At 53.3% G+C, this 21720-nt stretch carries 8 protein-coding genes; all 8 read left to right on the forward strand.

Annotated features, from left to right (window positions below; all coding sequences use genetic code 11):
* Positions 1–1328 precede the first annotated feature (1328 nt).
* The 8 genes from tkt (at position 1329) to BN1360_RS11690 (ending at position 21708) form a co-directional block, all read left to right on the forward strand.
* Positions 1329–3356, forward strand: coding sequence for a transketolase (tkt, locus tag BN1360_RS11655; RefSeq protein WP_068780029.1), 2028 nt, complete (start codon positions 1329–1331; stop codon positions 3354–3356).
* 36 nt (positions 3357–3392) lie between these two features.
* Positions 3393–3749 (forward strand): pyrimidine/purine nucleoside phosphorylase, encoded by a 357-nt coding sequence (gene ppnP / locus BN1360_RS11660; protein WP_068780030.1) that lies wholly within the window; start codon positions 3393–3395, stop codon positions 3747–3749.
* Positions 3750–4498: 749 nt separating this feature from the next.
* Positions 4499–5602, forward strand: coding sequence for a glycosyltransferase family 2 protein (locus tag BN1360_RS11665; protein WP_229520991.1), 1104 nt, complete (start codon positions 4499–4501; stop codon positions 5600–5602).
* Between the two features lie 789 nt (positions 5603–6391).
* Positions 6392–6775 carry an aspartate 1-decarboxylase gene (panD, locus tag BN1360_RS11670; protein ID WP_068780032.1) on the forward strand — a complete coding sequence of 128 codons (384 nt, stop codon included), beginning with the start codon at positions 6392–6394 and terminating at the stop codon, positions 6773–6775.
* Between the two features lie 28 nt (positions 6776–6803).
* Positions 6804–18962 (forward strand): non-ribosomal peptide synthetase, encoded by a 12159-nt coding sequence (locus BN1360_RS11675; protein ID WP_068780033.1) that lies wholly within the window; start codon positions 6804–6806, stop codon positions 18960–18962.
* A 259-nt stretch (positions 18963–19221) separates the two neighbouring features.
* Complete coding sequence (locus BN1360_RS11680) at positions 19222–20094, forward strand: CPBP family intramembrane glutamic endopeptidase (RefSeq protein ID WP_068780034.1); 873 nt, start codon at positions 19222–19224, stop codon at positions 20092–20094.
* 4 nt (positions 20095–20098) lie between these two features.
* The gene (locus BN1360_RS11685) at positions 20099–20908 is read left to right on the forward strand and encodes a CPBP family intramembrane glutamic endopeptidase (protein ID WP_068780035.1); all 810 of its coding nucleotides are present in this window, start codon (positions 20099–20101) and stop codon (positions 20906–20908) included.
* Positions 20905–21708 (forward strand): CPBP family intramembrane glutamic endopeptidase, encoded by an 804-nt coding sequence (locus tag BN1360_RS11690; RefSeq protein ID WP_068780036.1) that lies wholly within the window; start codon positions 20905–20907, stop codon positions 21706–21708. Before BN1360_RS11685 ends, BN1360_RS11690 begins: the two co-directional genes overlap by 4 nt.
* Positions 21709–21720 lie beyond the last annotated feature (12 nt).

Consider the following 21720-nt stretch of genomic DNA (forward strand, 5'->3'; position numbering starts at 1 on the left):
TGCAGCCAAGCGGCGCGGCAAGCGCTAGCGCTGCGGCTGGATGCTCGCCGCAGCGGACAGGGAGGTCTCCAAGCCGATTTTCCGACTTGGGGACCTCCCTTTTGCATTTAGCCTATCACTAGGCACATGGACATAATTGACCGTTAGCGTTGATAGGTTTGGCAGACAGTTCCTCTAACGGACAACGATGTCCACTACAAGGAGAATATGCTGCGGAAAAGCGTAATTACTGCTTCTAATGGTCAAAAGTGCCCGTTGGAGGAGCGTATTGTTTTTTTCTCGCTCGATCAGTCATTATTGACCGATCGATAAAGCCCGACCACGAGGGCTTCAGCTTCAGATGCCTGCGTTCGGAAATACTGAAACTGTTACGTCAGGAGTTAGGAAGTACTTTGCTGTAAACAAAGGAGCAGTAGAGATACTGGTCCCTACTGTGTGGAGTTTGCTTAAAACAGTAAGACATTGCGACTGTAAGATTGGGAGACAAGCAGTCATCACCGAGTGTATATTGTATTGTCTGACGTCTGGGCAAATCCGCTAACGAAACTGTGAAACGTTATATTGCTTAAAATGGGGGCAAAATAAATCTAACGAAACACCATATCGCTATTGGAGCAAAAATCAACGGTTTGGCCTTATTTTTGAGCGAATAGCGATACCCAGTTTCGTTAAAATTAGCAGGGGCGCTTTTTGCGTAAAATAACGATTGGTAGTTTCGTTAGATTTTGATTTGCGGGGCAGGATCGTAGCCAGAGAGGGGTCACGGCCACATTTGTATCAGAATGATGCGTATCGGCCGCGCGGTCCGGCAGTCACCCACCCGAACGAAGCCTATTAAGTAGGACCCAGCAGTTGATTTGACCACAGCAATAGGAGCTTTACTCCAGAGCAGGGGCATACGTATTATGCCTGTGGTGAACTCAAACTGATCGATCCAAACATCCGGGAGTTCGAGGGAGCGGTGATCTGCATCGTTGTGTTGTAGTTACTCTTTTCCTCATATTGATCTCGCATTGATATGGAGACGGTTTCTCTTTGAGCAACATAATTAATGAAATAGCGGGAGCTTGAACTTAATGCTAGCCGGGTACATACGGGACAAAGTTAGTTTGATTTGTATGCGGGGAAGCTTTGTGAAACACAGGTTTTCGTTCCTGCGCGGTTTGCGTAATTCCCAGCTCCAGGAATGGCAATAATGGTATGGAAAAGGTATACTTGAAGTGATATAATGAATAAAGTCAAAATGATTTTTTCAAATTGAATGTTTTGTGAGAAAAGGTACGTCCAACTGTCAGTTATATCTCTTCATTAACTAAGGAGGAAACAAAATGCCAGTGTCAGACAACAACAATACGATTGAAAATCTGTCGATTACGACGATCCGTACGCTTGCGATCGATGCGATCGAAAAAGCGAAATCCGGTCATCCGGGGATGCCAATGGGCTCCGCGCCAATGGGGTATCAATTGTTCGCGAAGACGATGAATCATAACCCGGAAAACCCGACTTGGGTGAACCGCGACCGCTTTGTGCTGTCCGCAGGTCACGGCTCCATGCTGCTCTATAGCTTGCTTCATTTGAGCGGATATGATCTATCTCTTGAGGATCTTAAGCAATTCCGCCAATGGGGAAGCAAGACGCCTGGTCACCCGGAATGGGGGCATACAGCTGGTGTTGATGCTACGACCGGACCGCTTGGTCAAGGGATCTCGATGGCTGTCGGCATGGCAATGGCTGAGACTCAATTGGCTGCAACCTACAACAAGGATGATTTCAAAGTTATCGATCATTATACTTACGGCATCTGTGGCGACGGCGACTTAATGGAAGGCGTAGCTAGTGAGTCTGCTTCTCTGGCAGGCCATTTGAAGCTGGGGAAACTGATCTTCCTGTACGATTCCAACGATATTTCGCTGGATGGCAAATTGAATCTTAGCTTCTCCGAGAATGTAAGACAACGCTTTGAGGCTTATGGCTGGCAGACGCTGCTCGTTAAAGACGGCAACGATCTTGATGCGCTGGCAGCAGCGATTGAAGAAGCGAAGGCTGATACGGAGCGCCCTACCCTGATCGAAGTGAAGACGGTCATCGGCTATGGCAGCCCGAACAAGCAGGGTAAAGGCGGTCACGGCGGTACGCACGGTTCCCCGCTTGGTACTGAAGAAGCGAAGCTGACTAAGGAATTTTATAAATGGGTATATGAAGAGGACTTCTATGTTCCTGAAGAGGTGCGCGAGCATTTCGCCAAAGTGAAGGAGCATGGAATTGAAGCTAATAAAGCATGGGATGCAGCTTTTGCTAAATACAAGGTGCAATATCCTGAGCTGGCAGCTCAATTTGAAAAGGCTGTAGCTGGAGACCTGCCTGAGGGCTGGGATGCTGACCTTCCTAAATATAACGCTGAGGACAAAGCGATTTCTACACGCGTTGCTTCCGGTAAAGCCCTGAATGGACTTGTAAACCGTGTACCGCAACTGCTTGGCGGCTCCGCTGACCTCGAGAGCTCGACGATGACTCACCTGGACGGCATTGATATGTATACACCGGATACCCGTGGCGGACGCAATTTGTATTTCGGCGTACGCGAGTTCGGCATGGCAGCGGCGATGAACGGGATTATGCTGCATAGCGGATTGAAAGTATTTGGCGGTACTTTCTTCGTATTTACGGATTATCTCCGTCCTGCTGTACGTCTGGCAGCTTTGATGAAATTGCCGGTAACTTACGTACTGACTCATGACAGCATTGCGGTTGGGGAAGACGGACCAACGCATGAACCGATCGAACAATTGGCTTCCTTGCGTATCATTCCAGGTCTGACTGTAATCCGTCCGGCTGACGGTAATGAGACCTCCGCTGCTTGGGCATACGCGCTGGAGAACAAGGAAAACCCTGTAGCACTTGTCCTGACTCGTCAGAACCTGCCTATTCTGGAGAAGAGTGCTGAGCTTGCTCGTGAAGGCATCCAACGCGGCGGCTATGTCGTATCCGATGCGAAGGACGGCAAGCCAGTGGCGCAAATTATCGCGACAGGCTCTGAAGTACAGCTGGCTGTGAAGGCTCAAGCGGCTCTTGCAGAAGAAGGCATTCATGTACGCGTCATCAGCTTGCCAAGCTGGGATCTGTTCGATAAGCAAGACAAGGCTTATAAAGACTCGGTTATTTTGCCTGAGGTCAAAGCTCGCGTCGCTGTGGAAATGGCGCATCCATTCGGTTGGGAACGTTATGTGGGCGAGCAAGGCTCGATCATCGGCATTGATACCTTTGGGGCATCCGCGCCTGGCGATAAGGTTATGGCTGAATATGGCTACACCGTTGAAAACGTAGTGAAGCATGTGAAGGAACAATTGAAATAAAGAGCAAGCAGCGGTTCTGTGAGGGGAGCGGGAAGTGTGACGCAGGAGTGGAGAAATGTAACAGTTGAGAAGGCAGCCAACATTTATTTTGACGGCCGGGTAACGAGTCGTACCGCATGGCTTCATGACGGCAGTAAAATCACGCTTGGCATCATGCTTCCCGGGGAATATGAATTCCATACGAATTCGATGGAGGTCATCGATGTCATTTCCGGTGAGATGAAGTTCCTTCTCTCCGGAGAGACTTTGTGGCGAGAAATTAACGGCCGGGGAACGTTTTCTGTTCCTGCCCATTCCTCGTTCAAGGTGAAAATTCATAGTGTAACCGACTATTGCTGCTCTTTTGGCTCGGCAGCTTGTGAGAATAAACCTATAGATGGAACACAGCAATAAGGACTGACTCCATAGCGTTGAGTCAAATAAAAGCACCTTCAAAAGAAAGCTCCCATGTCGTAAGATGTGGGTGCCCATTTTGGAGGTGTTTTTGTCTTGAGACAAGAGTTGGCTATCTGTCAGCGGCGATTGGGTTAACAGTTTCGAAACCAGCCTTGGTGCGTAGTTCTCCTTATCTGCTTCTCTAGTACCAACCGTTTTTTGCGCTGGCTAACAGCAACTGCGAAAGTCCCAGTTAAGCGCCTTTTTTTGGAGGCGAGATCTTTAAGAACCCGCGCGGGGTTTCACCAGTCTTTCTTCAGTTTAACCCAGAGCCTGAGTAAAAATCGTCTGGCGTACTAGAGACATGAATATTGTACTTCGCAGCCGCAGCGAATAGGGAACTGTCTTTTATCGCTTAGAAACTGCCCTGAGCTATCGCTTGGATTCCCGCGTATCGATTATTTGGTACAATCGTAGGATTACACATCCTCTCCAATTCTTGGACAAATAAATTTAAGATTGATCCGGACTAAAGAAGATAATGAATAGGAGCCTTGGAAAGCAAAAAATGGCTTCAAGGCGACCTGTGGCGCTCTGCCTGTGTAAATGAAGAGAGGTCTTTTGCTTTTGCGTTGCGAAGGTTGAGTAAGAAGCTGGCTGCATGTCTTTCATTGAATCAGGACTTTTTGACTAATAAGCAGGGTTCGCTTAGTTCGCTGCGTGCGTTTTGGACTTGACGGCTTCCCGCTTCCACATTTACACTGACGATGGTTTACGCCATTTATTTTGTAACGATTGGAGTGAAGCGAATGGAGCAGCTGATAAGCATTGTGATGCCAACGTACAATCGGGCTCAGATCATTTCCGGCGCAATTGAGTCCATCTTGCGGCAGTCCTACGCCAATTGGGAGCTGATCGTCGTTGATGACCGAAGCATGGATCATACGGAAGAGGTGATCCGCGAGTGGATGCGCAAAGATGCGCGGATCCGCTATGTCCGCAATGAACGGGAAAAGGGACCGGGCGGAGCGCGAAACACGGGGATGCTGGAGGCGCAAGGCGATTATTTGGCGTTCCTTGATTCCGATGACGAATGGTATCCCTGTCATTTGACGGACAGCATGAGCACGCATGCGCTGACGAAAGCGGATATCAGCTTTGCGCTGTGGGTAGAACGACACGGCGATATTACCTCCTACAACTTTGAGAATAAGGTAGAGCGGTATCTGCTGAATTCAATGCGAACAACGTTCGAAACATGGAATGACGGCGAAATGATTGTTTTTGAAAAAGGCTTGTTCGAGGCATTTTTGTCGCATACGCGCAATTTTTTTCAACTGAACACGATGGTATTTCGCCGGGAGCTGTTGGACGAAGTTGGCTTGATCAACGAACACTTTTATCTGGGGGAAGATACAACCTATCTGATCCGTTTTTTCGATAAATACAGAATTGCCCTGCAAACCAAACCTCATTCCGTCTACCAAGAGTCCCCCGATAGTCTCTACTTTTTCTGCGACCGCTGGCAGCTTGATCCCGATACAATTCATCTTAACGAGGAAGTCTATAAAAAAATCGAGGGACTTAGCTTCAAGTCCATCAAAGTACGCGAGCATCTCCGGGATTTAGTCGCACAGTCCGATACCGTCAGTAATAAAGCGGCACAGCTCTCCTACATCGATAACGGCATTGCAAGCAAATATTATACGCTCAGTTATTTGAACCGTTACGACCGCAAAAAAGCACTCCACTATTGCCGCCAATCCCTTCGTTACAAAGTTTCGATTTTTAATCTGTTTTTGCTCGTCAAACTGCTGTTTTCAAGCAAGAGCGGAAATGCTTTTTTGCATAGGGCTCTTAATTTCTGGTAGATCTATTCAAAAAAAAGTAAAAGAATTTCCCCCTTTATTGTAAGATTGTCTCCCTATCGCAAGTGAAGGTTTCGCACTACTATAAGGGTAGGTTTCAATAAATTTCCTATTCATGAGAAAAGTGTTTATTTCGCTACGACACTTTAATTCGTTACCGCTATACCTGATTACAAGGTATGATTTCCCCCAACACAGCCCTAATCGCCGGTATGATGGGCAGCTGTGATGTACAAGCCACGTTTGTTTCTACTGTCACAATTTTCAATCAACTGGAACCTGCATAATAGCCAAAACCTGCCTAATAAGCATAACCTCGTCCAATCGCATGAGCTTCCTGGTCAGCAAGAATTCACAAAAGGCTATAAGCTTGGCCTAGTCAGTAAGAATCCACCAAAGCATGAGCTTGCCGTAATTAGCAAGAATCCACAAAGGGCATCAGTTTGCTCAATCAGTAAGATGCACAAAAAGCATAAGCCTGCCAGTCAACAAGCCCCTTACCATTAACATCGCATAAGATCACCCATTCAGCTTGCCCCACACATATGCTTGAACTTGCCTAATTCCGTATGAACAGCGGTATTGGCGCGAATTTGCTGCCGAATATTGTTGAACTTGTCTTGGTTGCCTGCTCCTACTTGTTCTTTTTCGTTAAGGCTGGAAAAACAATGTAGGTTTATTTGCACTCTGAATGTTCCTGAAAAAGAATATTTGGAAAATAACGCTAGTTATAAGAAGTTTGCAAAGTTTAGTTTTTCCAAAGACCACCCTACAAGGAGAGTGAGTGTATTCATGTTTAGAGAGATGCATAAGTCCAAAATTCATCGGGCTGTCGTGACGGAGGCCAATTTGAATTACGTAGGAAGTATAACCATCGATCAGGATATTTTGGATGCATCGAACATTCTGGAGAACGAGAAGGTGCAGGTTGTCAATATTAATAACGGGGCCAGGCTGGAGACGTATGTCATATCCGGCCCAAGCGGCTCGGGAATGGTTTGCTTAAATGGCGCTGCTGCCAGACTGGTGCAGCCGGGCGACCGGGTTATTATTATTTCTTATGCAATGATGGAGGAATCGGCAGCCCGCACGTATCGTCCGCATGTCGTCATTATGGACGAGCATAATCGCATCGTAACGGAGGAGTATCAGGAACTGCATTCTACAACGCTGTGATAAAGAACAGAACGGAGGGTTGCCGACGATGAAAACCATTCGTAATTTGTCCGGCGTATTGCTGGAGCGCAAGGAAAATAATGCGGGGATTTTATTTTGCGAAAGCGGTCATGAGCGCTATTTGTCGTACGGCCAATTACTGACATCAGCTGGAAGGGTGCTCCACGTGCTGCGCGAGCGGGGCTTGGAGCCAGGCGACTTTGCCGTTATGCAGACAGAAGATAACGAGCGGTTTATCCTTCTATTTTGGGCTTGCGTGCTCGGCGGCATTATCCCTGTACCAGTGACGGCGGCGCGTACGGACGAAGGTCGCAAAAAGCTGATTCAGATATGCAAGCAGTTGGAAGCGCCGAGATGGCTCTGCGATGAAGAGCTTTTGCCGGGAATTCAAGGCTATGCTTTGAAACACGGGGAGGCGGAGACGCTGGCCCAGCTTGGCTCCAGCAGCATGCCGATGGCGGAAGTGCTTGCAGCGGCTGTGGATGTAGACCGACCCGAGGCCGAGAACTATGACGCTGGCGAGACGGACATCGCATTCATTCAGTTTACCTCGGGCTCTACGGGAGACCCGAAGGGGGTCGTGCTGACGCATGGCAATCTTCTGTCAAATATGCGCGCCATTATCCATGGAGCGCAATCGACGGACCGGGATTCGTCGCTAAGCTGGCTGCCGCTGACGCATGATATGGGGCTTATCGGCTTTCATCTTGCGCCGCTGTTTTGCGGCATGAATCAATTGCACTTGCCGACCTCGACATTTGTGCTTCATCCGATGAAATGGCTGGAACTTGCGCATAAGCATCGGGTAACATGCCTCTCTTCGCCAAATTTCGGTTATGTGCATTTTCTGCAGCATTGGAAGCCGGAAGCAGCGGCGGCATGGGATTTGTCTTGTGTCAGGTTGATTTTTAACGGGGCAGAACCGATATCAGCCGTCTATTGCCGCGATTTTCTGGAAGCGATGAAGCCGTACGGGTTAAGGGAAAATTGTATTTTTCCAGTATACGGGCTTGCGGAAGCGAGTCTGGCTGTGACGTTTCCGGGAACGGAGGATCGCCTGAATACCGTTCAGCTTGAGCGCCAATCGCTCGCGATCGGACAACCTGTGCGAATGGCTGAGTACGGGGATTCGGCTGCGATCGAGATCGTCGAGCTGGGTTTTCCCGTGCAGGAGTGCAAGGTGCGCATTTGCGATGAAGCGGGGAATCCATCTTCAGCAGGCAGCGTAGGTTTGATTCATATTAGTGGCCGCAACGTTACAAGCGGTTACTACAAGCGGAGCGAGGCCAACAAGCAAACGATTACCCCGGATGGCTGGCTGAATACGGGAGATTTGGGTTTCTTGCTGGAAGGGCGTTTATATGTGACCGGCCGCCTGAAAGACGTCATTTTCGTCAACGGGCAAAATGTGTATCCACATGATCTGGAGGCGTTGATCAGCGGTCTGAAGGGGGCTGAACTCGGGAAAGCGGCAATCGCTGCCGTTCAGGATGCAACGACCAAACGGGATGCCATCGCAGTTTTTATTCAGCATCGCGGCAAGATCAGCGGATTTATGCCGCTGATAGCTGAGGTGAAAAAGCTGCTTAACGGATCGGCCGGCCTGGACGTTGCTTTTGTTGTCCCCGTTCGGAGAATTCCGAAAACGACCTCCGGCAAAATTCAACGTTATGTATTGGCGGAAGCGCTGCGCGAAGGTGAGTTTGCCGAATTGCTTGCCGAGCTGGCGGAGCTGGAAGCGGTGGCCCCGTGTAAGCAGCGTCATGCGGAAGATGGCGATGCTTTACGTGGGGATGACGGCTTGGGGCCGGCCACGGAGGCGGAGCAACGGATCATGTCCATCTGGCGCGAGGTGTTGAAAAAGGATGAGATAAGCCGGAAGGATGGTTTTCTCGAGCAAGGCGGCAATTCGCTCAAGGCGGCCTATGCCTCGGCCAGGCTGCAGGAAGCGTTTGGCGTTGAGCTGACGCTTACCGAATTGTTTTTGCATGATACGGTGAGTTCGCTGGCCGTTTTGATGGAGCAAAAGGCCCAGGAAGAAGAAGGAACCACCGCCGCTGCTGCGCCGCTGGCAGCTAAAGCGGAGGAGCAAACGGTTTATCCGGCGACCTCAGCACAAAAGCGGCTGTTCATTTTAGAAGAGCTGAATCCGGGGCTGCTCAATTACCATTTGCCGTTTGCAGTCCGGGTGAAGGGTCCGCTTGATACCGAACGATTCCGCATTGCGTGGCAGGTGCTGATAGAGCGTCATCCGGCGCTGCGTACGTCTTTTTATATGGAAGAAGGCGATGTGCTGCAGCGCATCGAACAGACGGTCGAGCCGCCGCTTGCCGTCATTGACGGAAGCGGCTGGACGGCATCTGATCTGGAGCTGCGGCAACGCAGCTTCCTGCAGCCGTTTCGTCTGGAGCAAGCGCCATTGCTGCGTATGGAGCTTGTGCGCCTGGAGCGCGAGTCAAGTGTGCTGCTGCTGGATATGCATCATATCATTACGGACGGAACGTCGATGGGCATTTTGATGTTCGAGCTTACGAAGTTTTATGAGGGGGACGGGCTGGAGCCGTTGTCCATTCATGCCGGGGATATCGCGCTGTGGGAGGAAGCGGGCCGCAGCGACGGCTGGCTGGAGCGTCAAAAGCTTTATTGGCGCGAACTCTTTCGGGCTGGCGTGCCGTCTCCGACGCTTCCGTCCACCCGCCCAAGGCCGCAGACGCCAAGCTATCGCGGGGCAATTGAGCGCTTCGAGCTGGAGCCGGAGCTTGCTGAATCGCTGCGGGCGATGGCTAGACGGGATGGGGTGACCTTATACACCGTGCTGCTCTCGATTTATTATGTTCTGCTTGCAAAATATACAGGCGAATCCGACCTCGTTGTTGGCACGGCAGCTGCAAGAAGGGTGCGGCCGGAGCTGCAAAGTGTAGTCGGGATGTTCGTCAACATGGTTCCAATCCGCCTGCGCGGTCAAAGTGATTTACGCTTCGACCAATGGCTGAAGCAGGTTAATGGAGAGGTGCTGGCGGCGGTTGGCAACGGGGATGTGCCTTATGAAGAGATTGCCGAGCTGGCGAATGTGAAGCGGGAATATGGGCGAAATCCGCTGTTCGATTCGGTGTTTACACTGCAAAATATGGAGCTGCCCGAATGGCGGAGCAAGGACGTCGTTTATACGCCCCAAGCGATAAATAGCGGCTCGGCCAAGTTCGACCTGACTTGGGAATGCGCGGATGACGGTGTTAGTATCGCATTTACGCTGGAATACGCGCTCGATTTGTACGATGAGCGGGCCGCTGCACAATTGACCCGGCATTATGCAGCGCTGGCCCGGGCCGTCGCCGCACAGCCGCATGCGGCGCTTGGCGAGCTTGATCCCGTCAACGCCCGGGAGCGGGAGCGACTGCTTCGGCTTGGCCGTTCATTCGCCATGCCGCCGCAGGAACTGTCACTGCACAGGCTGTTCGAACGGCAAGCGATAGAGACACCTCAGCAAATTGCCGTTGAAATGGGGGAGCAGGCGTATACCTATAGCGAGCTGAACGAACGCGCTAATCGGCTTGCTCATAAGCTTGTACGGAGCGGCGTAACGCATGGGGTGAAGGTGGCGTTGCTGCTCTTGCGCTCGCCCGATATGATTACGGCGATATTAGCTGTGCTGAAAGCGGGAGCTGTGTATGTGCCGATCGACCCGCAATATCCTGAAGAGCGGATTCTGTTTATGCTTCAGGATACAGAGGCGCGAATGATCATGGCTGCGGCTGAAACGGCGGAGATAGCTGCCCGACTTGCCGGAGACCGCATAAATGTCTTTAATATGGATGGGCTCGATACGAGTTGGCCCGGCGAGTCCGGCCATGATCTGGACATCGACGGCTCGGCGGACGATCTCGCTTATATCATGTATACCTCCGGCTCGACGGGCAAGCCAAAGGGGATTATGACCACGCATCGCAATATATCCCGAATTGCCTTTGATACCGATTATGTAAGCCTTTCGAAAAACGATGCGCTGTTGCAGCTTTCCAACTATGCGTTTGACGGATCAACGTTCGATTTGTACGGAGCGCTATTGAACGGTGCGAGACTGTTGCTGGTTGGCGAGGAAGAGGTTGCTGATGTCATACGACTGGCCGAATTGATCGAGGATAAAGGCATCACCGTATTCTTTGTGACGACGGCGCTGTTCAATACGCTGGTCGATCACGGGCTGGAGTCGCTCCGCGGCCTGCGCCATATTTTATTTGGCGGAGAGCGGGCTTCCGTGCCGCATATTCGCAAAGCGCTTCACACGCTTGGACCGGGTGTACTGTTGCATGTCTATGGCCCTACGGAAACGACGGTGTTTGCTACCTGCTATCCGATCACAGAAACATGGGCCGAACTAGGAACGGGCACCGTCCCGATCGGCGCGCCGATCGCTTGTTCGGAAACGCTCGTGTTAAATAAGCAGGGCCGATTGCAACCGGATTGGGTGCCTGGCGAGCTATGGATTGCGGGTGACGGTGTTGCATCTGGTTATGTGAATTTGCCGGAGCAGACCGCTTCGAAGTTTCGGCCGCATCCGTTCCGAGAAGGCGAAATCGTGTACCGAACCGGCGATCTGGTGCGCCGTTTGCCTGACGGAAATTTGGAGTTTCTGGACCGGATTGACAGTCAGGTCAAACTGCGAGGTTACCGGATTGAATTGGGTGAAATCGAGAACAGGCTGCTGGAATGCACGGGCATCAAAGAAGCGTTTGTGACGCTGATTGAGAATAATGGAGCGCCGTATTTATGCGCTTATATCGTTGCGGTGCAAACCGAAGGGCTGGCAAGCGTACGGAGCCAACTGACAGGCAAGCTGCCGGCATTTATGATTCCCGCTGCGGTTGTACAGTTGGAGAAACTGCCGCTGAACGCGAGCGGCAAGGTGGACAAAAAACTTCTGCCTGCGCCGGAGCGCGAAGTCCCCTATGAAGCGCCCGCCACAGATACGGAGATCGCTGTTGCAGGATTGTGGCAAGAGGTACTTCATACGCAGCAGATTGGCGCGCTTGACCATTTCTTTGAGCTTGGCGGCCATTCTCTGAAGGCGGCCGCATTGACCTCGGCGATCTACAAGCATTGTCGGGTGCGCATGCCGCTTCCGGAAATTTTCAAGCTGCCGACGGTCAGAGAGCAGGCGGCCTGGATCGACAGGGCTGCCAAGGAAGCTTATGAACCTGTTGTGAGCGCGCCAAAAGCCGTATCCTATCCGCTTAGCCCACCGCAGCAGCGCATATTTTTGGCGGAAAACATAGCTGATATCGGACTTACCTACCATATTCCGCTTGCGCTTAAACTGTTGGGCACGGTGAGTGAAACGAGAATCGGGTTAGCGCTTCGGAAGTTGATCGAACGGCATGAGCCGCTGCGGACTTCCTATCATTGGAGCGATGGCATTCCGTCCCAGATCGTGCACGATTCGGCCGATTTTATGCTTCAAACGGCGGAACTCGCAGAGATGCCGCTTCCGGAATGCATGAGCGGGTTTTTCCGGCCGTTGGAGCTTGCCTCAGTGCCGCTGCTCGCCGCTTGCTATTGCCGACCCGAATCGGAAGGAGCGGAGGCCTATCTGCTGCTCAACATCCATCACATCGCGGCGGACGGCATATCGGTCAAGCTGCTGCTCGAGGAGCTGACCGCTTTGATCGACGGCGCTGAGCTTGCACCGCCGTCTCTGCATTACAAGGATTATGCCGTTTGGCAGGAGCGACAGTCCGGCTCGGAGCGGGCCAAGGCAGACCGAGCGTTTTGGACGGAGCAGCTTACAGAGCTGCCAGCGCCGCTCGATATGCCGCTGGATCGGCCGCGTGGTGATCGTCAGACGTTTGCGGGCGATACGTATACCTTCCGCATTTCGGAAGCGCTCACCGTACGGCTAAAAGAGACGGCTGCAATCGCTGGAGCGAGCATGAACAGTCTGCTTTTTGCAGCGTATGCGCTGCTGCTTAAGGGAACAGCCCATCAGTCGGAATTTGCAATCGGTTCTTTGGCGGCAGGCCGGACGCATCCGGATACGGCCCGGATGATCGGCATGTTCAATCAGTTTCTGCCGATTCATCTGCGGGTAGTAGACGAGTTGCCGATCCTGGCGTTCATTAGCGAGATTCATGGGCGTTTGCTTGCAGCATACGAGCATGGTGATATCAGCTTTGAGCATATGATGGAGGCGGCAGCCGGACATCCGCATGACCCGTCGCGAACCCCCTTGTTCGATACAATGCTGATCGTTCACAACCAGTTTGAAGATGAGAAGCTGGCGGCGCAAGGCGACGGCTGGAGCATGGAGCCCATACCCGTCAGCCACGGAACCTCCAAGCTGGATTTCAAGCTGGATTTTTTCAGCGACGGTGAAGGCGGTCTGCGGGCAGAGTTGGAGTATAATACGGGATTGTTCTATAAAGGCACGATGGAGCGATTGGCGGCGCGGCTGCTTTACATTTTGGAGCAAATGGCCGCCAGCTGCGACCTGATCTGTGGTGAGGTCGCAATAATAACGCCTGCGGAAGAAGCCGCCCTTGCGGCATGGAATGATACGGAACATCCATACCCGGCGGGGAAGACGCTGCACGGATGGTTCGCCGAGTCGGCCCGGCGCTGGAGGGACTTCCCGGCGGTGCGATCGGCCGAAGGCTCGCTAACGTACGGGGAGTTGAATGACCGCGCCGAACGTATGGCTGCCGTGCTAAGAGGCAAGGGGGTTGCGCTTGAAACGGTCGTGCCGATCGCCGCTCAGCGCTCGTTGTCCATGATGATTGCGATCCTGGCGGTGCTCAAGGCGGGAGGGGCCTATTTGCCGATTGACCCGGAGCATCCGTCCGAACGGATCCGCGGCATTTTGGAGGATAGCGAGGCCAGGCTGCTTCTGGCGGGGGCCAAGTGGATTCACACGCTTCCGGCCTTCCAAGGGGAAACGCTCGATCTGGACGCGCTTGCGGCGGCTGCCGCATTGGAGCTGCCGAAGGGCGAAGAAGAAACAGGCCAGTGGACTCAAGCCGGTCCCGAGCATTTGGCGTATGTCATTTATACGTCAGGCTCCACCGGCAAGCCTAAAGGGGTTATGGTGGAGCACCGCGCGGCAATCAATCGGCTGCACTGGATGCAAACGGCTTATCCGCTGAATGAGCGCGACGTTATTTTGCAAAAAACGCCGATAACATTTGATGTTTCCCTATGGGAGCTGTTCTGGTGGAGTTTTGCTGGCGCTTCGCTTTATTTGCTGGAACCGGGCGGGGAGAAAGAGCCCTCCACCATGCTGCGCGCGATTAAGGAGCAGGCGATCACGGTTATGCATTTTGTGCCATCTATGCTGGGGGTCTTTTGGCCCTATGTAGCGGACAGCGGCAGATTCAGCGAGCTATGCTCCTTGCGATACGTATTTGCGAGCGGTGAAGCGCTCAAGCCAACGCATACCGCAGGTTTTTACAGCCTGATAGAGCGCGGCGGCGGTCAATGTCGGCTCATTAATCTATATGGACCGACGGAAGCGACCGTCGATGTCAGCCATTACGACTGTCTGGACGCTACCGCAAGCACGATTCCGATCGGCAAGCCAATCCATAACATCCGGCTCTACATTGTGGACGAGCGGATGAGACCGCAGCCGATCGGCGTGTCCGGCGAGCTGTGCATCGCTGGGGCCGGTCTTGCCCGCGGATATCGCAACAGGCCGGACCTAACGGAGCAAAGCTTTGTTCCGAATCCGTTTGCCGCTGGAGAGAAGCTGTACCGTACCGGCGATCGGGCAAGATGGCTGCCGGACGGCAACATAGAATATTTGGGAAGGTTTGACCATCAGGTCAAGCTGCGCGGTCTCCGCATCGAATGCGGCGAGATTGAGCACGCGCTACTCTTGCAGGCCGGAGTTCATGACGCCGTGGTAATGGCGGTGGACCATGCGGGGGAGCCGGCGCTTTGCGCCTATCTCGTGACAGCAGACGGGAAAATGCCGGAGGAAGCAAGCCTTCGGGCTGAACTCAAGAAACAGCTTCCGGAGTATATGATTCCTTCGCATTTTGTCGCGATGGAAGCGTTTCCGCTAAGTCCGAGCGGTAAAGCTGACCGCAGCCGCCTGCCGCGGCCCCGGTTCGCTGAGCTGGCGGCTCGTGGGGGTGGCGAGGAGGCGGTTACGCCGACGGAGCTGTGGCTGGCCAAGCTGTGGCAGGAGGTGTTGGGTTTGGCCGCCAATGAGTTGGACGAACCTGTGGCGATCGGAAGGGAAGCTCATTTCTTCCAATTGGGCGGTCATTCCTTACGCGCTGCGCAGCTCGCAGGCTTGGTTGAGCAGCGTTATGGAGCGGCATTTGCGATGAAGGATGTGTTTGAGGCCCCCCTGCTGCAGGAAATGGCGGCCCGGATTGATAATGCGGCACCCAAGCGAGCCGCGGTGATCGACCGGGCGGCAAACCGAGCGTTTTATCCGTTGTCACTGGCACAGAACAGGCTGTATGTGCTGCAGCAGCTTTATCCTGAAAGCACGGCTTACAATCTTCCGCTCGCTCTGAACCTGACGGGCAAGCTTGATCAGGACAAGCTTCGCGAGGCGATTCAGGGGCTGATTGACCGCCATGAACCGCTGCGCACTAGCTTTGACTGGGCGGATGGCAAGCCGGTGCAGCGTATTCATAAGCGGGTTTCGCTGGAGCTCGCCGTACATGCCTTCATGGATGCGGCTGATTTGAATACTTTTGCACGGTCGTTCGTTCGTCCGTTCGATCTGCGGCAAGCTCCGCTTATGCGGGCGTTTCTGGCGACAGATGGCGAAGGCCGGCATATGCTGCTGCTGGACATTCATCATATCGTTGCCGATGGCGTGTCCATGAATGTCCTGGCCCGTGATTTCGAGCGGCTGTATCGCGGCGGCTTCTTGCAGCCGCTGGCTATTCACTATAAAGATGCCGCCGTTTGGCAGCAGGAGTGGATGGCTTCGGCAGCGAGAGAGCAGCAAGAGCAATATTGGGCGTCTCGGCTAGCCGGTACGCTTCCTGTCCTGCAACTGCCGACCGATTATCCGCGTCCACTTGAACAAAGCTTTGCAGGCGCCAAGCTTGTTCAGCCGATTCCGGCGGAGCTTGTCGAGGGGATTGCAGCGGCGGTGGCGGAATGGGACGTTACGCCATTTCATATCTGGCTTGCCGCCTATCATACGCTATTGCATCTCATGACCGGGCAAGACGATCTTATTGTCGGCACGCCGATCGCCGGCCGCTTCCATCCTGCAACCGAGTCTCTGGTTGGCATGTTTGTCAATACGCTGCCGATTCGCAGCAGCCCATCCGGCGAACTGCCGTTCAGAGCGTTCGCCGAGCGGCTTAAAGAAACTGTAATTGCTGCGCTGGACAATGGCTTGCTCCCGGTTGAGCATATGGTGACAATGCTGGATGTGCCGCGCGATCTGAGCCGCAATCCGCTGTTTGATACGATGTTTGTCATGCAGCATATGGAGGTTGGACTAGCTGCGGCGGACGCCCTGCAATTCGAAGCGCAAGTTCCGGACCATCGCGTGGCGAAGCTGGACTTGACATTCGAGATTGCCGATCAGGGCGAAAAAGGCACAGTTTTGACAATCGAATATGCAACGTCGTTGTTTAAGGAAGACAGCGTACGCAGAATGACGGAGTGGTATCTCCGTATTGTCGGTCTTGTACTGGCCGAGCCGGAGCGGCCGCTCGGACAGATCGGACTGCAGGACGACGCAGCGGCGCAGAAGCAGAACGAAGCGTTTAATTGCACAGCCGTGCCGTATGCAAGCGGTGATACGGTCGAGGTTTACCTTGAAAGGCAAACGGCGGAAACACCTCAGTCTGTTGCGGTCGCAGCGGAGGATGGAACATTGACGTATGCGGAATTAAACGAACGTGCGAATCGGTTGGCGCAGGCGCTCAGAAAGCAAGGCGTCAAACGTGAAGAGCGCGTGGCCGTCGTGATGGATCGCAGCCTGGAGATGATCATTGCAATTTTTGGCGTACTCAAGGCGGGCGGGGCTTATGTGCCAGTTGCACCGGGCTTGCCGACGGAGCGGATTCGCTACATGCTGGGCAATTCCGGAGCCACGCTTGTTTTGACGAAAGGCAAAGCCCTGGAAGGGCTGGAGATGTTCCTGCCGTGTATGGATGTTCATGAGACGCTCGCGCAGGAGCGGGAGGACCTCCCTGTGGAGAAGCTGCACAATTCACGCTCGCTTGCTTATGTGCTGTATACTTCGGGATCGACCGGATTACCGAAAGGCGTTATGATCGAGCATCATTCTGTCGTCAACCGGATCGGTTGGATGCAGAAGCAATACGGACTGGACGCAAGCGGAGTCATTTTGCAGAAAACGCCGATTACCTTTGACGTATCGGTTTGGGAGCTGTTTTGGTGCAGCTTCGCTGGAGCCAAGCTGGTCCTGCTGCCTCCGGGCGGTGAAAAGGACCCTGCGTTAATGATAGATGCAATCGCGCGGCATGGCGTAACAACAATGCATTTTGTGCCCTCCATGCTGCACCTGTTCCTGGAACATCCCCGTTTGCTGCGCGGCGAGGCCAGGCTGGAGAGCCTGAGCCACGTGTTCGCAAGCGGAGAAGCGCTGACTGCGGATCAGGTGCAGCGGTTCCGCGAACGGGTCGGAGTTCCGTTTGATGCCAAGCTTGTGAATCTGTACGGCCCGACCGAGGCGACGGTTGACGTATCCTATTACGATTGCTCTGACGGAGATATTCCGGCTCAGGTGCCGATTGGCAAGCCAATTAATAATATCGCGCTTTATATCGTGAGCGAAGGGGGGAAACTCCAGCCTGTCGGCATAGCCGGGGAATTATGCATAGCCGGGGTTGGTCTGGCACGGGGTTATATCGGCCGGCCCGATTTGACGGAAGAAAAATTCGTCGATAACCCGTTTGCGGCGGGCAGTCTGATGTATCGAACAGGAGACCTTGCCAGATGGCAATCGGCCGGAACGATTGAATATTTGGGCCGAATTGATCATCAGGTAAAAATAAGGGGCCAGCGCATTGAATATGGGGAAATCGAGCATGTGCTGCTCGGTCATCCGGCGGTCTCGGAAGCGGTGGTTATGAAGCGGGACGCCGCAAGCGGAAGTGAATATTTATGCGCGTACATCGTTTGCTCCGAATCTGTGGATCATCAGGAACTACGGGATTTTGCAGCGCTGCGCCTGCCGGATTATATGGTCCCGCCGGCCGTGGTCGAACTGTCAGCCATGCCCCTGTCTCCTAACGGAAAAATTGATCGGAAGGCGCTGCCGGAGCCGGAGATAGCGGCGGATAGCAGCACTCCGTTTGTCGAAGCGGCCAGCGATATCGAACTGGCGATTGCTGCCGTATGGCGCGAAATTCTGCAAAGGGATGACTTTGGCATTCATCATCGTTTCTTCGATGTTGGAGGAGAATCGCTGCTGCTGGTGCGGGCCCATCAACGACTGGAGGAGCTGTATCCCGGCGCTCTCGGCGTAACCGATTTGTTCACTTATCCGACGATCGCCTCGCTCGCGGCTTATCTGGAATCGAGAAATCGCGAGCTCGCGAGCTGGAGTTGGAGCGGTCTGCCGTTGGCTGACGACTGCACAAGCAGCGGGTATGCCGCGGAGCGTATTGGCAGCGTGTTGTTCCAACTCGATCAGGCGGTTGCGGCTGGACTTGCGGAACTTGCGGCATCCCGCTCGGTAACGGTGGAAGCCGCGGCGTATGCCGTCTATCTGTACTTCTGGCGCGGCGAGTCCGGCATGGTCCGGCTTGTGCTTCCGGCACTGATGGACAACGGGCTGATTGCTCCGAAGGAAATTGACTTTGCGGAGGTGCGTGATTTCGATACGCTGCTGCGGCATGCCGCCAGACAGGTGGGTGCGGGAGAAGCTTATGCCGCACGGCAAATCAGAAAACAGCCGCAAGCCGAAGCCGGATTTACTCTATTCCCGTTATTTGCAGGAGCAGTGCAGCATGGGTTCATGGAGCGGGAAGCGCTATTGGAACGATTCGACATTGTGCTGTATATGGATGGCGCTGACGCACCCAGTGGGGCGGAAGGGCCACAGCTTGGCGGGGTATGGATGTACGATGCCCGGCGCCTCGACAAGGAGGCCGTGCTGGATTGGGCCTCTGCTTATCTGGAGCTGCTGTCGAGCGTGGTTGAGCAATATCGCGCCGTGGCTGACAGGGCCGACTCGGGGGCTTAGCTCGAACAAGCAGGGCTGCATCTGGTCCTGACCTTGCCCCGGAGAATACATTTGATAGAGGTTGTATAAAATATCCGCTTTTGATAAGAAAACCAATCGGGGCAATTCAAGGCTGACCAAACAGGCAGCTCGCTTCCCTTTGCCCCCGGGGTTATTTAATCCGAAGTGTCTCGTAAAAATGCGCATCGGAAGCAGTAGATCCAGTACTGTAGGTCTGATTTTTAAACACGTACTGACAGAAGAAGAAAGGAGCTTTCCTGTGAAAAAAGTGTTGATCATGATAGGGAATATCGCGCTTTATCTCGGGGTCTTTTATGCGCTGCTCTACCTGCTTCGCTCTACTTACAATTACGAAGTGACATTGTCCTTCGCCAAGTTTCTGGATCGCAATCCGTCCATGTTTATGGTCGTTCTGTTCACGCTGATTACGCTTGTGTACATGCTCATCTTTCGTATCAAAGGATGGATATGGCCCCATACGGAAAAAAGTCTGTTCCGCGCGTCGGGCTTCAAGCGGCTGAGCGCCTCGCGCGTCTTGCTGATGATCGGCCTGGGGCTTGCCGGAAGCTTGTTCAGCATTGGCCTGATCGTCATTGACGATATTGCCCAGCAATTTCCGTCCATTCCCGCGCTGGTCGACGATCTGATCAGGGGGGATTCGATCTGGTACGTCATTCTGGGTGCCGGTTTGATCGGCCCGGCATTTGAAGAAATATTGTTCAGGGGCCTCATTTTCAGCGAGCTTCGCAGGGTAATGCCGGTATATGTGGCCTTGGTGCTGCAAGCCGCGGCTTACGCTTACTTCCAGCCGAGCGCAGCGCTTTCGGTCATCAGCATCGGCTCCGGCCTGATTTACGGGGCACTGTATTTGCGTACCGGATCGCTGTGGGCGCCTATTCTGGTACAGAATACGGCCATGGGCACCCTCTTTCTATTTAAATCCATCGGGTTTTACGAATGGTTTGACAAGCTGGGCGATGTTTCGCTGTATATCATTACGGCGCTCTGCCTGGCTGCGCTGATTGGAGGTTCCATTTATGTCTGGCGAACCCCTGGCAGCGGAGGCATCGGCGCACGCGCCGATCAAGCGCTGACGGCTGATCTGCCGTCGGCAGCACAAAAGGGAGGCTAACCGCATGAAGGCATGGGGAATGATGCTGGCTCGCGTGGCTGTTGTTATCGGCTTGTATTTTGCATGGTTTTTTACCGTGACGACATTATTTTTCGATTATGTGTACCCCAAAAGCGCGTGGTTTGAACAGAACACGGTCACCGTCATTATTTTGAACGATATGGTAGGGCTGCCGCTCATGCTGTTGGCCTGGAGGTTTATTTTTAAAGAAAATCTGTTCAAGGCGGCTAAGTTCCGCATGATGGGCGGTAAATCGGTAGCGATCGCTTTGTGGATCGGGCTTGGAGCAGGATTATTTACGGTAGCCTTCTCCCGGCTTCCTGTTATTGCATCGGACAAGTACCAGTTCCGTGAATTGTTTGACTACCTGAACCGTGCGGAATGGTATGTATTTCTGGTTTTTTTGATCCTCGGAAATGTTTACAAGGAGACGTTGTTCAGAGGCATTCTGATGAATGAGTTCAGACGCGTTCTTCCGGTATGGATCGCCATTATGATTCAGGGGGTGTTGTACGGGGCATTGTTCTTTTTCGGGGACATCCCGCTGTCGCTATATGGTTTTCTCGGTGCGGTCATTTTTGCGCTCTTGTATGTCTGGTTTAAATCCATCTGGGCGCCGATTGCTGCGCAGGTCGCCTGTCAGGGCAGCCAGTACTTATTATGGCATTACGGGCCGGAGACGACAGATGTTACCGTCATGTCCGTTGCTATGGCCGTAGCGGCCGCTATGATTGCGGTTGGCATCTTCCTTGCGTTTAAGCATCGCCCTTCGATCTCGGAGCCGCTGTCTTCCGAGGGGGTGACGCCGGCGTGAAGGGGCTGCGAATAGCGGGCAATACCGTCCTGTATTTGGTCATTTATGCGGCGATCGTGATGCTCGTCAATCAGGCGCTTTACAACTGGATCGGAGACTCCGGGCTAAAAGACTTTATCGCCGACAATTCCGGCATAGTGCTGATTGTATCCAATATTATCGTGCTTGCCGTCTACCTTCCGCTGCTGCACCTGCAAAAAATCTCGCTGAAGCATTTGGGGTTTGTTCCCGCGCGCAGCGGATCGTTGCTGCTGTCGGCAGGCACGGGCATCTGGCTCGGTTTGTTTATCGCCTCGTTCACCCGTCTTCCGTGGATAAAAGCAACCTTTACGCTCATCTCGGATTTGGTCGCTTTTGTCGCCGGCGGAAGCCTGATCATTTTTATACTCGGCAGCTTGCTGCTCGGGTCTTTGCTGGAGGAATGGCTGTTCAGAGGAATGCTGTTCCATACGCTCAGTCAACGCCTTTCGGTTCTGTGGACGGTTCTGCTCCAGGCCGTGTTGTTCGGCGCGGTATTTATGAATATTACGGTCGGCGCATTTGCTGCGCTGGGTGCGATCGTGTACGGCGCCGTTCGCGCTGGTTCGCACTCGCTTTGGGGATCGCTTACGGCCCATGTGTGCAGCACGGGCACCTTATATCTCGTGCTGCAATGGGCGGATGATTGGCCGTCCGGTACGCTTGGACTTTTAGTCCCGATCAGCGGACTTGGCATTGCGGCGCATGTATTGCTGCTGCTGCGTGGGAGCGGCCGAAGGGTGAAAAAGGAACAGACCGTTGGCGATTCTATTACTAGCTAGGAGGGAAGGGCG

Source organism: Paenibacillus sp. GM2, assembly GCF_900069005.2.
Lineage (GTDB): Bacteria > Bacillota > Bacilli > Paenibacillales > Paenibacillaceae > Fontibacillus.